The sequence below is a fragment of the Chitinophaga sp. genome, from assembly GCF_036569185.1.
Taxonomy (GTDB): Bacteria; Bacteroidota; Bacteroidia; order Chitinophagales; family Chitinophagaceae; genus Chitinophaga.
The window spans coordinates 1-12,654 of record NZ_DATCRD010000331.1 but is presented as its reverse complement, the minus strand read 5'-3'; the positions used below and the strand labels follow the sequence as shown (position 1 = coordinate 12,654).

The 12,654-nt window shown below is 46.4% G+C and carries 16 protein-coding genes; 12 read left to right on the top strand and 4 right to left on the bottom strand.

Annotated elements, in window-relative coordinates; translation table 11 throughout:
- Window positions 1–947, bottom strand: a 947-nt coding sequence (locus VIM72_RS25335; RefSeq protein ID WP_332005614.1) for a GntG family PLP-dependent aldolase, incomplete at its 3' end; no start/stop codon positions are given.
- A gap of 328 nt (window positions 948–1,275) precedes the next feature.
- On the opposite strand from VIM72_RS25335, the gene VIM72_RS25330 reads away from it, so the two are divergent.
- From VIM72_RS25330 to VIM72_RS25310, 5 genes are all read left to right on the top strand, one after another.
- Window positions 1,276–2,133, top strand: coding sequence for a sigma-70 family RNA polymerase sigma factor (locus VIM72_RS25330; RefSeq protein WP_012793808.1), 858 nt, complete (start codon window positions 1,276–1,278; stop codon window positions 2,131–2,133).
- Between the two features lie 132 nt (window positions 2,134–2,265).
- Complete coding sequence (locus VIM72_RS25325; protein WP_332005613.1) at window positions 2,266–3,141, top strand: DUF4249 domain-containing protein; 876 nt, start codon at window positions 2,266–2,268, stop codon at window positions 3,139–3,141.
- Between the two features lie 20 nt (window positions 3,142–3,161).
- Entirely contained in the window at window positions 3,162–4,112 is a 951-nt protein-coding gene (gene trxB / locus VIM72_RS25320) for a thioredoxin-disulfide reductase (protein ID WP_332005612.1), read from the top strand.
- A 76-nt stretch (window positions 4,113–4,188) separates the two neighbouring features.
- The gene (folB, locus tag VIM72_RS25315) at window positions 4,189–4,539 is read left to right on the top strand and encodes a dihydroneopterin aldolase (protein ID WP_332005611.1); all 351 of its coding nucleotides are present in this window, start codon (window positions 4,189–4,191) and stop codon (window positions 4,537–4,539) included.
- 86 nt (window positions 4,540–4,625) lie between these two features.
- The gene (locus tag VIM72_RS25310) at window positions 4,626–5,381 is read left to right on the top strand and encodes a hypothetical protein (protein ID WP_332005610.1); all 756 of its coding nucleotides are present in this window, start codon (window positions 4,626–4,628) and stop codon (window positions 5,379–5,381) included.
- 17 nt (window positions 5,382–5,398) lie between these two features.
- Here VIM72_RS25310 and VIM72_RS25305 read toward each other — a convergent pair whose 3' ends face one another.
- Window positions 5,399–6,730 carry an MATE family efflux transporter gene (locus VIM72_RS25305; protein ID WP_332005609.1) on the bottom strand — a complete coding sequence of 444 codons (1,332 nt, stop codon included), beginning with the start codon at window positions 6,728–6,730 and terminating at the stop codon, window positions 5,399–5,401.
- Between the two features lie 129 nt (window positions 6,731–6,859).
- Here VIM72_RS25305 and VIM72_RS25300 point away from each other — a divergent pair, with 129 nt between their 5' ends.
- Genes VIM72_RS25300 through VIM72_RS25285 form a run of 4 tightly spaced genes read left to right on the top strand, consistent with a single transcriptional unit; the run spans window position 6,860 to window position 9,227 of the window.
- Window positions 6,860–7,729 (top strand): DUF3822 family protein, encoded by an 870-nt coding sequence (locus tag VIM72_RS25300; RefSeq protein ID WP_332005608.1) that lies wholly within the window; start codon window positions 6,860–6,862, stop codon window positions 7,727–7,729.
- On the top strand, window positions 7,720–8,274 hold the full coding sequence (locus VIM72_RS25295) for an RsmD family RNA methyltransferase (protein ID WP_332005607.1): 555 nt from the start codon (window positions 7,720–7,722) through the stop codon (window positions 8,272–8,274). Before VIM72_RS25300 ends, VIM72_RS25295 begins: the two co-directional genes overlap by 10 nt.
- A 28-nt stretch (window positions 8,275–8,302) precedes the next feature.
- Window positions 8,303–8,779, top strand: coding sequence for a pantetheine-phosphate adenylyltransferase (gene coaD / locus VIM72_RS25290; protein ID WP_332005606.1), 477 nt, complete (start codon window positions 8,303–8,305; stop codon window positions 8,777–8,779).
- 16 nt (window positions 8,780–8,795) lie between these two features.
- Window positions 8,796–9,227, top strand: a complete 432-nt coding sequence (locus VIM72_RS25285) for a hotdog fold thioesterase (protein ID WP_332005605.1) — start codon at window positions 8,796–8,798, stop codon at window positions 9,225–9,227.
- A gap of 6 nt (window positions 9,228–9,233) precedes the next feature.
- Here the strand turns inward: VIM72_RS25285 and VIM72_RS25280 are convergent, their stop codons facing one another.
- Entirely contained in the window at window positions 9,234–9,854 is a 621-nt protein-coding gene (locus tag VIM72_RS25280; RefSeq protein WP_332005604.1) for an NUDIX hydrolase, read from the bottom strand.
- A gap of 239 nt (window positions 9,855–10,093) precedes the next feature.
- Here VIM72_RS25280 and pyrE point away from each other — a divergent pair, with 239 nt between their 5' ends.
- From pyrE to VIM72_RS25265, 3 genes are all read left to right on the top strand, one after another.
- Window positions 10,094–10,729 (top strand): orotate phosphoribosyltransferase, encoded by a 636-nt coding sequence (gene pyrE / locus VIM72_RS25275; protein ID WP_332005603.1) that lies wholly within the window; start codon window positions 10,094–10,096, stop codon window positions 10,727–10,729.
- A gap of 50 nt (window positions 10,730–10,779) precedes the next feature.
- Window positions 10,780–11,157, top strand: a complete 378-nt coding sequence (locus VIM72_RS25270; protein WP_209865856.1) for a heavy-metal-associated domain-containing protein — start codon at window positions 10,780–10,782, stop codon at window positions 11,155–11,157.
- A gap of 251 nt (window positions 11,158–11,408) precedes the next feature.
- Window positions 11,409–11,888 carry a hypothetical protein gene (locus VIM72_RS25265; RefSeq protein ID WP_332005602.1) on the top strand — a complete coding sequence of 160 codons (480 nt, stop codon included), beginning with the start codon at window positions 11,409–11,411 and terminating at the stop codon, window positions 11,886–11,888.
- Here VIM72_RS25265 and VIM72_RS25260 read toward each other — a convergent pair.
- Window positions 11,885–12,340 (bottom strand): LEA type 2 family protein, encoded by a 456-nt coding sequence (locus VIM72_RS25260; RefSeq protein ID WP_332005601.1) that lies wholly within the window; start codon window positions 12,338–12,340, stop codon window positions 11,885–11,887. The genes VIM72_RS25265 and VIM72_RS25260 overlap by 4 nt on opposite strands.
- Window positions 12,341–12,654 lie beyond the last annotated feature (314 nt).

The window sequence follows — 12,654 nt, the reverse complement described above, 5'->3', positions numbered from 1 at the left end:
ATCCTTACCTGTGAGGGAGAGATGGGCATAACGAGGATGCCTTGTTTTTTGAGATAGTCGGCAAAGAGTTGTGGGGACCAGTCGCCGGTTACTTCAAAGATGAGAATATTGGTTTCCACGGGGAGCATATGGCCGATGAAGGATTTTTCCAGCAGGGCCTGGGCAATTTGTTTGGCGTGGAGGTGATCTTCCGCGAGCCTGGCGATATTGTTTTCCATGGCGTAGATGCCGGTGGCAGCCATGAAGCCTGCCTGGCGGAGACCGCCCCCGAATTTTTTACGGATACGCCTGGCGGCTTTGATAAAGGTTTCGCTGCCAAGGAGAACGGAGCCCATGGGGCAGCCCATTCCTTTATTAAGGCAAACGGAGATGCTGTCGAACAGTTGCCCGTATGCTTTAGGGTCCTGGCCGGTGGCTACCAGCGCATTGAAAAGGCGGGCGCCGTCGAGATGCAGTGCCAGTCCGTGTTGTTTGCATACCTCGCCGATCTTTACCATTTCGTCCCAGTCGTAGCAGCATCCGCCCCCGCGGTTGGAAGTGTTTTCAAGACAAACTAGGCTGGTGCGGGCTTTATGTACATCGTCGGGGTTGATGGCGGCTTCCACCTGGGTGGCGCGGATCATGCCGCGGTCGCCGATGAGGGCATGTACCTGGGCGCCGGAATTAAAAGCGATGCCGCCTCCTTCATAAATATATACGTGGGCAAGATTACTGCAAACCACTTCATCCCCGGGCAACGTATGTACTTTAATAGCGATCTGGTTGCTCATTGTGCCGGAAGGGCAGTACAAGGCTGCCGGTTTGCCAAAGTATGCTGCCATCATGGCTTCCAGTTTGTTGATGCTGGGGTCTTCACCGAAAACGTCATCACCGGTTTCTGCCTGCAGCATCGCCTGTAACATGCCAGGGCCGGGACGTGTAAAAGTGTCGCTTCTAAAGTCAATCATTTTATTGAAAAATTTGCAACAGCCTAACAATTAAATTAGTTAAGATGTTAATTTAAATATGATTCTTTATCAATTGTTAAAATTTGTATAAACCAGCACCGCGGAGGGACTAAAGCACTATAAAATTCCGTTTTAAAACTGTACTTTGTTATATGGCTGGCAAATATAAGAAGGATTTGGTAGAGTGATTGGTTAGCACGATCTTTGCAGACTTATTTCGAAACAAAACAATAAAGCGCGGGAAACTTTGTAAGTTAATAATTTTAAAAGTTTCGAACAAAAAATTTCTTTCGCTGTTATTTATTTATAAACCAATACAATTTTTCATATGAGGCAACTTAAAATTGCCACCCAGATCACCAATCGTGATTCGCAGGCGGTAGAAAAATACCTGCAGGAAATCTCGAAGATCCCTTTGTTAACACCTGAGGAAGAGACCGTTTTGGCGCAACGCATTAAAATGGGCGATCAAAAGGCTCTTGAAAGATTGACTACAGGAAACTTACGTTTCGTTGTTTCTGTTGCGAAGCAGTACCAGCACCAGGGCCTTAGCCTGAGTGACCTGATTAACGAAGGCAATCTCGGCTTGATCAAGGCGGCGCAGCGTTTCGATGAAACCAAAGGTTTCAAATTCATCTCTTATGCAGTATGGTGGATTCGCCAATCCATTCTGCAGGCGTTGGCCGAACAGGGTCGTCTTGTTCGTCTCCCGCAAAACAAAATTGGCACTTATAACAAAGCTAACAAAGCTTACATGGCATTTGAACAGGAAAACGAGCGTGAACCTTCTACCGAGGAACTCGCAGAAATCCTGGAGATGTCTGAATCAGAAATTAACAATATCTTCCAGAGCAACACCCGTCACATGTCACTGGATGCACCTGTGCACGAAGCAGAAGACGTAGCCATGGGCGATTTGCTGGAAGGTGGAGATATTACTGACGACGACGTGATGAGAGATTCACTCCGTGAGGAAATACGCCGGGTATTAAAATCCCTGAGCCCTCGCGAAGCTGAAATTGTGAATGCCTATTTTGGTCTGGATGGTGAAAATGGCGCAACAATCGAACAAATCGGTCAGAAATATGATCTGACAAAAGAAAGAATCAGGCAGATTAAAGAACGCGCTATTAAGAGGCTGCAAAAAGCCCGCTATAGTGGCGCCCTGAAATCGTACCTGGGATAAAATACCTTTATTCGCTGAGTTAACACTAACGCAAGAATAAATCTACTAATCCTCTTTATTCTATAAGAACACCGGCCTTGTAAATACATGGCCGGTGTTCTTATTTAGTGAACAGCCCTTATTTTTGCACTCATGCGTATGCCGCTCTTCTTTATACTGGTCACAATGCTCTTTGCCGCCTGCGAGAAAGATATCAGTGTTGCCCTGCCGGTGCAGGAACCACAACTGGTAGTGGAAGGCAGGTTTGAAAGCGGATCTTACCCGGTGGTAATACTCACACATAGCCTTAACTATTTTTCACAGATAGATCCGGCCGCGTTATCAAATGCCTTTGTGCATAATGCCACTGTTACCGTTTCCGATGGCAGCAAGACCATGACGCTGAAAGAACAGTCGATAGATACCGCCGGCATGAAGTTCTTTGCATACCTGCCGGACCTTTCACAGCCATCAGGCAATTTCACGGGGAAAGTACCCGGTACCTATACCTTGCGCGTGAACGCTGACAATAAGGCATATGAATCCGTGACAACTATACCGGCGCGGGGCATGCAGCTGGATTCCATCTGGTGGACATTGGTGACAGTAGACGATTCCACCAAAGCCCGCTTATGGGTGAAGATAACGGATGCTCCTGCATTTGGGAATTATGGAAGGTATTTTACAAAGCGGAACAGCGAGGTATTCCTGCCGGGACTGAATTCTGTGATAGATGATAAGCTGGTGAACGGCACAACATTTGAAATTCCTGTGGACGCCGGCGTAAATAAGAACCTCGATCCGGATGACAGACAGGATGATTTCTTTGAACTCGGAGATACCGTTACCCTGAAGTTTTGTAATATTGACAAAGCAACCTGGGATTTCTGGAGAACACTCGATTTCGCTTTCAACAGTAATGGTAATCCTTTTTCGTCGCCCACAAAGATATTAGGGAATGTACCCGGCGCATTAGGCTACTGGGGCGGCTATACAGTAACCTATAAAACAATTATTATTAGCAGGTAATTATACATACAGCAAGCAAAATGGAAAACAAGCAACAAGAGCATGTGCATTTATTGATCATCGGTTCCGGCCCTGCCGGTTATACCGCTGCTATCTATGCTGCAAGAGCCAACCTTAAACCGGTATTATACCAGGGTATTCAACCCGGCGGACAATTAACCATCACTACTGAAGTTGAAAACTATCCCGGTTATCCCGAAGGGATCCAGGGCCCGGAAATGATGGTGGATTTTGAAAAACAGGCAGTCCGCATGGGCGCTGATATCCGCTATGGCATGGCCACTTCCGTGGATTTCAGTAAACAGCCTTATAAAGTAACGATCGACGAAGAGAAGGAAATCACCGCTGATGCGATCATTATCGCTACCGGCGCTTCCGCCAAGTGGCTGGGACTTCCTTCCGAGCAACGTTTGAATGGTAGCGGCGTAAGCGCCTGCGCCGTTTGCGACGGGTTCTTCTTCCGTGGTAAAGAGGTGGCTATTGTAGGCGCCGGCGATACCGCAGCAGAAGAAGCGCTTTATCTTTCTAAAATGTGCAGTACCGTGCATATGCTGGTACGCCGCCACGAAATGCGCGCTTCCAAAGTAATGCAGGACCGTGTGCTGAAAACCTCCAATATTATCGTGTACTGGAATTCTGAAACAGATGAAGTATTGGGAGAAAACAAAGTGGAAGGTCTTCGTATCCTGAATAATAAAACAGGTGAAAAGAAAGAAATACCGGTAAGCGCGTTCTTCGTAGCTATCGGGCACCAGCCTAATTCCGCTATCTTTAAAGACTACCTGACCCTGGATGAACAGGAATACATTGTTACAGAGCCAGGCTCCAGTCGCACCAGCGTAGAAGGCGTATTTGCCTGCGGTGATGTACAGGATAAAATTTACCGCCAGGCGGTAACTGCCGCCGGCAGCGGATGTATGGCCGCCCTGGATGCAGAAAGATATTTATCAGCAAAAGAACACCACCAATAAAAAATTGTGTAACAAATAATGGATCTGCAGGAACATTTCCTGCAGATCCATTATTCATTATACCTGATTTCCTTTTATGCTTACAATCGCACTCGAACAAGCCACTTTCTACGCTTACCATGGGTTGTACCCGGAAGAAACCATTATTGGTAACCATTTCGTGCTGGATGTAGCAGTTCGTATACCCGGTACCGTGGCCGTGGATGATTTGTCTGAAACGGTTAATTACCAGGGTATCTATGAAATAGCGAAGGCAGTAATGGCGGTTCCGCGGCCTTTACTGGAGGAAGTGGTATATGAATTAACCGATGCGCTCAAGCAACGGTATCCTGGCATCCAGCACAGTACGGTTACCCTTCGTAAAATGAACCCTCCTATGGGCGCTCCCATCCGCAATTCGCTCGTGTCGTTGGAGAAAGACTACTAGCACTATTTTTTGGGATATGTATGATGTTTCCGTAAATTTATAGCTATAAGTTAATCAACAAATTCTTAGCTGTAAAAACCTGTCCTATGTTGAAACGGATCATGGCAGTTTGCTTATTATTATCAGCGGTACTGTGTGTGCAGGCCCAGAGTGTCAGTGAAATGATGGATGAGGCCAGGCAGCTGGAAAAGCAGATGAAGGAAAGCGAAGCATTTGAAAAAGATAAGGAAATCCTCAAAATACAACCCACAGAGCTGGATGCCCTGAACCAGGCCAGCCAGTTATGTTCCCGCATCGGCAACCGTCAGAAAAACAAGGAAGATAAAATAAGTTATTTCAATCTCGCTAAAAGTTATGCCCAGCAGGCGCTGAAGGTAAATCCCAATAGCCCTGAATCCAATTTATCCATGGCCATTGCCATGGGGCGTATGGCGTTGATTTCCGGCGCAAAAGATAAAGTAGCAGCTTCCAAGGATGTAAAAAAATACGCCGAACTGGCCATCAAGTTCAATCCTTCCCTGGCACAGGGCTATCATGTTTTAGGCAAATGGAATTTTGAAGTGGCCAACCTGAACGCCTTTGAAAGAGGCGCCGCCAAAATGCTCTTTGGTGGCCTGCCTGATGGTTCGCTGGCAAATGCCATTGCCAATTACGAAAAGTGCCGCCAGCTCGATCCCGCTTTTATCCTCAACTATTACGAACTGGCCCGCGCCTATAAAGCAGATGATCAGCAGGAAAAAGCCATTGAAGTGCTGAAGAAGGCACTCACGCTGCGTAACATCGTCCAGGACGATGCCAGCGTTAAAGCGGATTGTAAAAAAATGCTGGACGACCTGCAATAGCGCGGATTTTGTCTGACTCAGATCTCCTTTCCTTTCCACCTGCCGCTGCGCAGGTACCAATAGCTTATGCCGAAGATAATGATCCAGTAGATGAAATCTGCGCCCCAGGCCCAGTGCAGCTCGCTGCGCATTCTTTCAATAACGATATCACAATACAGTAGGTAGCCGAGAACGGCTATTATTTCTGTTACCAGGTTAATGCGTGTATTGCCGGTACCCACCACGCCACTCATCACCACCGCAGCCACTGCCATTAATATAGTGCTAAGGGTAATCACCCTGATGGATGGGATAGCCAGGGTGATCAGGTCGGCACTGTTAGTATAGATATGAAGTAACGTATAGGGGAACAGGTTAACCACAATGCACATAGTTATAGCACATCCGGCGCTGATAACCACAATTTTCCGGATAATGGGAAATACCCGTTCAGGGAGCCCCTGCCCGATGATATTGCTCACCATGGTATTACAGGCCGCTGCCAGCGCCCAGGTGAAGATGCCAAAGAAACCAAAGATACTGCGGAGCATATTGGATACTGCCAGCGGGCGCTCGCCCAGGTGCTCAATAAAAATAAAGAATACAAACCACCCGCCTATACTGAAGAGGAACTGGACGATCAGCGGGGCAGATACATTCAGTATATTCCGGATAATGCCCTGGTTGAGCCGCAGGTAATTGAAAAGGCTGTACTGCAGGTGATACCGCCGGATAAACAGGATACTGAACGCTACGGCACAACCGGTGATCTCGGCAATTACCGAAGCGGTGGCAGCGCCGTTGAGCCCCATGGCAGGCAACCCCAGCTTTCCGAAAATGAGCGTATAGTCAAAAAAAATGTTCATCATTTCCTGGCAGAGAGAAGTTACCGCCAGCACCTTTGAATGCCCGCTGCCTATATAAAATGCGTTGGCCATATTCAGCAGCATAAGAAATGGAAGTCCCCATATACGGATACGGATAAACGAAACCGCGGCAGAAATGATATGGGTATCGTGCAGGCTTTTGGAGAAGAACCAGGGAGCAGCCAGTAATGTAAGCAGTATGGCCAGCCCTGAGAAAAATAGCCCCACCTGTATACCATTGGAAAACAACTGCCCGATACCGGCATATTGCTGCTGGCCGGCCCTGCGGGCAATAAGTACCTGCATACCGTTGTTAAGGCCATAGGCAATCATGTACATCACCAGGTAATAGATCCCGGCAATCCCATTGGCGGCCAGTTCAAACTCGCCCAGGCGCCCTACAAAGGCGGTATTGGTAATGTGGTTGATCTGAGGGATAATAAGTGCCAGGCATATAGGTCCTGCTATTTTGATAATCTGCCGGGTGTTGACTTCCAGTTGCATGAATCGTGGGTATAGGGACAAAGATAGGTCTATCTGCCGATCATCTCCCTTATATAAAACAACAAAACGCCCTCACCAATTAACTAAAAAGAGTATTATTGTAATTCATTTGAAAGGTTAAATATGCCCGTGGCTTATAACATCCATCCTGCATTTACAGTAGACGATGAAACCCTGCTGGAAACTGATCTCACTGCCTGTAATTTACTGGTACTGGTAGGAAACGGAACATTCAGCTATGTAGTGTTTGATCCTGCTGCGAAGAAATTCCTGGCGTTGAAGTCCTATCATTTTACTCCCAGGAAGCTGGCCCTGGCCGACCTGGAGATGATAGAACAGGTATTTGATACCGACAAACTGCTATTTACTGCCTTTAAATCTATCCTGCTGGCCTTTAATACCGGCGGAGGCGTACTGGTGCCGCATATGTACTATACGCCGTCGGTGAAAAAGGATTTTCTGCACCTGGCCGTACCGGAAAAAATGCAGGAAGCGGTACTGTCGGACCTGCTGCCGTCTTTACCAATAGTGAATGTATACAGCGTGGATAAAGACCTGCTTGGTTTTTTACGGAAGGAGTTTTCTACAGACCTGGTGATACATGCCAATTCCGCCCTGTTGCAGTCGTACCCGATGGACCTGGACTTCCGGGCGAAAGACGGCATTGCCTTCGTGGAAGTGGACCAGCAACGGTTTACAATGACGGTTTATGCCGGCGGTAAGCTCCTGATCCAGCAGGAAGGCGATTACCAGTCGGGCCTCGATGTGGTATACGCCCTGGTGAGCGTGCTTCGCCAGCTGGAGCTGAATGAGCAGCTGGTGAAGGTGAAACTGGGAGGAGCCGTAGCTACTGACGCCGGTGTATACCAGGAAATGTATAAGTTCATACCACACCTGGAGTGGATTCAAAGGCTACCTGGTTTCAGCTATATCACTAAAATGCAGGAAATACCAGGCTATTATTTTCATAACTTATATGCGTTAGCGCTATGCGTATAATAGGAGGAACGAGTGGGGGACGAAAGATACAACCGCCTGCAAAAATGCCGCATACCCGGCCTACTACCGATATTGCCAAAGGTGGGTTGTTTAATATCATAGAAAATAACCTGGATATTCCATCTTTAAAAACACTGGATATATTTGGCGGTACCGGGAGCATCAGTTTTGAACTGGCTTCCAGGGGCGCAACAGATATGACCATTGTAGAGAAAGACCCGGCGATGGCAGCTTTTATTAGCAAAACTGCGCTGGCATTGGGAATAGAGCACCTTAAAACGGTGAAAATGGATGTTTTCAAATACCTGCAGCAGTGTACGGAAAAGTTTGATTTCATTTTCGCTGATCCTCCTTATATGATGGAAACGCTGGATCAGCTGCCCCTGCTGGTATTTGAAAAAGAGCTGCTGAACCCCGAAGGCTGGCTGGTGGTAGAACATACGCAGCACAGGAAATTTCAGGATTATTCCTACTACCGCTCTGAAAGGAACTATGGGGCAACAGTGTTCTCCATATTTATTAACCGGGAGGAATTAAAACGCTGACCATTACCAACAATTCAATTACACTCATATGAGGACTTGTTTATTCCCAGGTACATTTGACCCTATTACACTGGGACATACAGATATCATCGGCCGCGGACTTGAACTGTTCGACCGCCTGGTGATAGGCATTGGCGTAAACAGCAGTAAAACGCCTATGTTTGCACTGGAAGAGCGGATGAGCTGGATCAGGGAGATGTATAAAGATGATCCGCGTGTAGAGGTGGCCTCTTACTCCGGGTTAACCGTTGATTTCTGCAGGCAGTTAAACGCCCGTTTTATTCTGAGGGGGATCCGCTACGTGAGTGATTTTGAATATGAGAAAGCGATTGCTGATGTGAACCGCACAGTGGCGCCGGAGATTGAAACTATTTTCCTGACAACGGTGCCCCGGTATTCCAGTATCGCCTCCACGCTGGTGAGGGATATTTACAAGTATGGAGGAGATGTAACACCGTTCCTGCCGCCGGCAGTATTGGAAGGCATCAAACGTTTGAAGCAATAATTTTAAAGCAGTTATTATGAAAACGATCTGGCACAATACCAAGATCTCGCTGGACCAGTTAAATGAAATGGGAGGCGCCACCATGGCTACTTACCTGGGAATGGAATTTACCGAAATAGGTCCGGATTATCTGAAAATGATGATGCCGGTGGACCACAGGACCAAACAACCCTATGGGTTATTGCATGGCGGCGCTTCTGCGGCGCTGGCGGAAACGGTGGGCAGCATGGCATCGGGCCTGATCATTGACCCTGAAAAGCAAATCTGCGTGGGCATCGAAATCAATGCCAACCATATAAAAGGCGTGAAAGAAGGCTATGTACATGCCTGTGCCCGGCCTTTGCATATAGGCAGCACCAGCCATGTATGGGATATCCGTATCACGGACGACCAGCATAAACTGGTATGTGTAAGCAGGCTTACAGTGGCTATCCTGGCTAAAAGATAAATGGTATTACATATCTGCCGCCCTGAACACCTCTCTTATATTTTCGTAGGAGTATTTAAGGTATTTATCCACGTTTTCCGGTTTGATCCATTGCAGGTCCTGGATATCTTCTTCTATCTGCGGAACAGTTAATTCAGTGCCGGTAAACAACATCCGGTACCAATAGGTATGTTTCAATACCTTTTTATTTTTCATGGGATAGTAGTGGAACGTTTCCGTGATCTTATGTTCCAGTGAAACATTGTGCAGGCCTGTTTCTTCGGCTACTTCCCTTAATGCGCAGGTTTCCAGATCTTCTCCCGGATCCTGTTTCCCTTTTGGCAGGTCCCATTTACCGCGACGGAACATCATCAGTACTTCGCCTGCCGGGTTGGTTACCAGGCCCCCTGCCGCTACCAGGGTAGTGAAATGAAGGGATACTTTTTTGAAGAGTTGCTTTATATCCGGTGCAATAAACACTGCTGCGTCTTTTTTCCCATCTTCCAGTTTCTGTAATACGTTTTCCATCTTTTTGGTATCCGGGTTATCGTATACTTTGGCGCCATTGAAGCGGGCCGGAACAGAGGTGCTGTCGGTGCTCAGCAGGAGCGGGCGTTCGTTGAGGTAGATCGTAATATTTGCTTGCATGCCGCAAATGTAATTACGAATTGTGAATTTGGGAAGATGTAAAACCGGTTCATGGGGCTCTGCTTAAATTTGTTTCCCGTAGCTCTCAGGTAAAATAATGTTATGCTAAGATGTGCGCTGTTTATTTCCAAAATTGAAGTCATTTAATCCAAAATTGAAGTCCTTTAATCCAAAATTGAAGTCGTTTATTCCAAAATTGATGTTGTTTATTCCAAAATGATAGTACTTTTGGCGCTTGTATGAATAAAGTAAGCGAAAAACAAGTTGCAGAAAAATTACTGCAGGTGCAGGCCGTTAAATTAAGCCCTGCACAGCCTTTTACATGGGCGTCCGGCTGGAAATCACCGATCTATTGCGATAACAGGAAGGTTTTATCTTTCCCTTATGTGCGCGACTATATTAAATCAGAGTTGAGCAACCTGGTGTTTGAAACTTTCCCTGATGCTGCTGTGATTGCGGGAGTGGCTACCGCCGGTATTCCACATGGAGCGCTGGTAGCGGATCAGCTGAAGCTGCCGTTTATTTATGTAAGATCCAAACCCAAAGAGCATGGCATGGGCAACCAGATTGAAGGCGTATTGCAGCCCGGGCAACCTGTGGTGGTAATAGAAGACCTGATTTCAACGGGTAAAAGCAGCCTGGAGGCTGTACAGGCCATACGTGCAGCTGGCGGGGAAGTGATCGGCATGGTATCTATTTTTAACTATGGCTTTGATGTAGCGGTGAAGGCCTTTGAGGCCGCCGGTGTACCGTTTTATTCACTCAGCAATTACACCGCAATGATTGCGCTTGCTGAAGAAAAAGGGATCGTATCTGCCGATGAAATTGCTACACTGCAGGCCTGGAGGAACGCACCGGATCAGTGGGGTAAGTAGTTAAATTGTATATCACTTTTTTTGTATATTCGGGTAATAATATTATAACTATGCGTATCCTAAAATTAGTAGTGCTGTTCCTGTTTGCCGGCGTTGGCGTGGCAATGGCACAACAAAAGCAGAAGGCTGTGGAAACAGCGAAGATCAGCACGCCAACTGTGCAGTGTGAGTCGTGCAAGAACCGTATTGAAAGGTATATGTCGCAGGAAGAAGGGGTTCAATCCGTGAAAGTGGATTTCAAGAAGCATATTACTACGGTGAAATACTATACCGACCGTACCAACATTGAGAATATCAAAACCGGTATTGCCAATGCGGGTTACGATGCGGATAATGTAACTGCCAATCCTGAATCATACGCCAAACTGCCCACCTGCTGCAAGAAACCGGAAGATGGCGGTGGAATGGATCCGAAGAAAAAGCATTAATTATACTGTTTCAGCCTTTGGTGTATGGCCATGAGCCAGGTTTGCCAAAGGCTGATTTGTTTCCGGTTGTACTTATGAAGCCGGTCGTTCAGACCGGAGCATAACGCCCTCAAAATGAGATTTCCTATGGAAGATGCTAATGGCAAAATGGTTTTCTCTATACACATTATCTGAAAACTCATTCTTTAAAGCTTACTGTTATTCCGATACTGTTTAATCCACTGAAGCATCATCTTTCCGCACTCCGGCAAATGCTTGCCCAATCAGATCCTGCTGAGATAAATACACGCCTGCTTTCTCTTGGTGGCTCGCAGATGGATATGTATGCCGGTCCGTTGGCGCCGGAGGCAATTTTTGATGAGATAAGGGTGCAATTGAAACTGGCAGGGGTGGATACAAAAGCAGCTTATGAGGCATTCCTGGCAAAAAGTGACGGTTATGCCACCATGGTTTTATCGGATACTTCTGTATGGGTGCTGCGGCTGGCGGAAGAAAAGGCCCATTATATACATGTGCATCCGGGGCGCTATAGTCCGCATACTTTCCGCGTAAAGGCATCTGCGCTTAAAACAGCGCTGGCTTACCAGGCAGCGGCACAGCATCACCAGCTTACAGATGATTTGCTGGCAGATCTGAATCGTGTAAGAAAAGAATTACGGCTGTCCCCGTTAAGGAGTACGGGCGAAAGCGGGCATATTCTGGAAATTATTGCATTATTGAAGCAGGACTAAAAGAAATTCAGCGCTTGTTTGGTTTCACACTTTATAGGGAAGGGAAGGAAAATACCTGCTTTACCCACTTTGCAGTTTCCGGTGGCCTTGATAGTTACTTCTTTATTGGCGAAAGCGGTAAGGGCATTTTTAAATACGTTGCCCATATTTACTTCCAGTTTCACCGGGAAGTAAAAAGTGTCCCTTGCCGGGATTGAAATGGTGGTATCCTGGAGGGAGTGACCTACCTGGGTGTCATCAAAAAACAGGTCGAAGTTGGCATCTTTTAACTGGAGACGATAATTGTTCGGGTTATAATATGCCAGGGTCATCCGTACAATGCTTTTGGACATACCCAGCTCATCCATAGTAATACCGGCTACTCTTACAAATTGAATATCCTTGTTTTTTTCGCAGGAGCTTGCTACTCCCCAGATAAGAAAAACAGCGGCTAATAATCGGAACACTTTCATCGGCTGACCAGGTATTTTAATTTTTGTAAACCTACAGCAAAGCATTTAGTTATCAAAAAATCGGGGATGAATTGGGAAACTTTTAACGGAGATAATTTTTAAAACGGGGGAGACCGGTTAAATAGGTAATACATAAAACACATATAAATAAAGAATTTTTTTATAAAAAAACATTATCTTCGTTTTCCTTCCTGAGCCCGCTAAAATTGGGCGAAAAACTCACTAATTTCTTTAGTATTTTTGCATTTCGGTGATTTTTTATCGAAAGTAGTATATGCTAATTTATTTAGCATATGATTAATGATTCTATGAAT

Excerpts from the sequence above, each read along its gene's own strand:
- VIM72_RS25285 (WP_332005605.1), top strand. The coding sequence starts at position 8,796 with ATGAAAACGATCTGGCACAATACCAAGATCTCGCTGGACCAGTTAAAT.
- VIM72_RS25310 (WP_332005610.1), top strand. The coding sequence starts at position 4,626 with ATGTTGAAACGGATCATGGCAGTTTGCTTATTATTATCAGCGGTACTG.
- VIM72_RS25265 (WP_332005602.1), top strand. The coding sequence starts at position 11,409 with ATGCTTGCCCAATCAGATCCTGCTGAGATAAATACACGCCTGCTTTCT.
- folB (WP_332005611.1), top strand. The coding sequence starts at position 4,189 with ATGCTTACAATCGCACTCGAACAAGCCACTTTCTACGCTTACCATGGG.
- VIM72_RS25295 (WP_332005607.1), top strand. The coding sequence starts at position 7,720 with ATGCGTATAATAGGAGGAACGAGTGGGGGACGAAAGATACAACCGCCT.
- VIM72_RS25325 (WP_332005613.1), top strand. The coding sequence starts at position 2,266 with ATGCGTATGCCGCTCTTCTTTATACTGGTCACAATGCTCTTTGCCGCC.
- VIM72_RS25280 (WP_332005604.1), bottom strand. The coding sequence starts at position 9,854 with ATGCAAGCAAATATTACGATCTACCTCAACGAACGCCCGCTCCTGCTG.
- VIM72_RS25330 (WP_012793808.1), top strand. The coding sequence starts at position 1,276 with ATGAGGCAACTTAAAATTGCCACCCAGATCACCAATCGTGATTCGCAG.
- VIM72_RS25305 (WP_332005609.1), bottom strand. The coding sequence starts at position 6,730 with ATGCAACTGGAAGTCAACACCCGGCAGATTATCAAAATAGCAGGACCT.
- trxB (WP_332005612.1), top strand. The coding sequence starts at position 3,162 with ATGGAAAACAAGCAACAAGAGCATGTGCATTTATTGATCATCGGTTCC.
- VIM72_RS25270 (WP_209865856.1), top strand. The coding sequence starts at position 10,780 with ATGCGTATCCTAAAATTAGTAGTGCTGTTCCTGTTTGCCGGCGTTGGC.
- VIM72_RS25260 (WP_332005601.1), bottom strand. The coding sequence starts at position 12,340 with ATGAAAGTGTTCCGATTATTAGCCGCTGTTTTTCTTATCTGGGGAGTA.
- pyrE (WP_332005603.1), top strand. The coding sequence starts at position 10,094 with ATGAATAAAGTAAGCGAAAAACAAGTTGCAGAAAAATTACTGCAGGTG.
- coaD (WP_332005606.1), top strand. The coding sequence starts at position 8,303 with ATGAGGACTTGTTTATTCCCAGGTACATTTGACCCTATTACACTGGGA.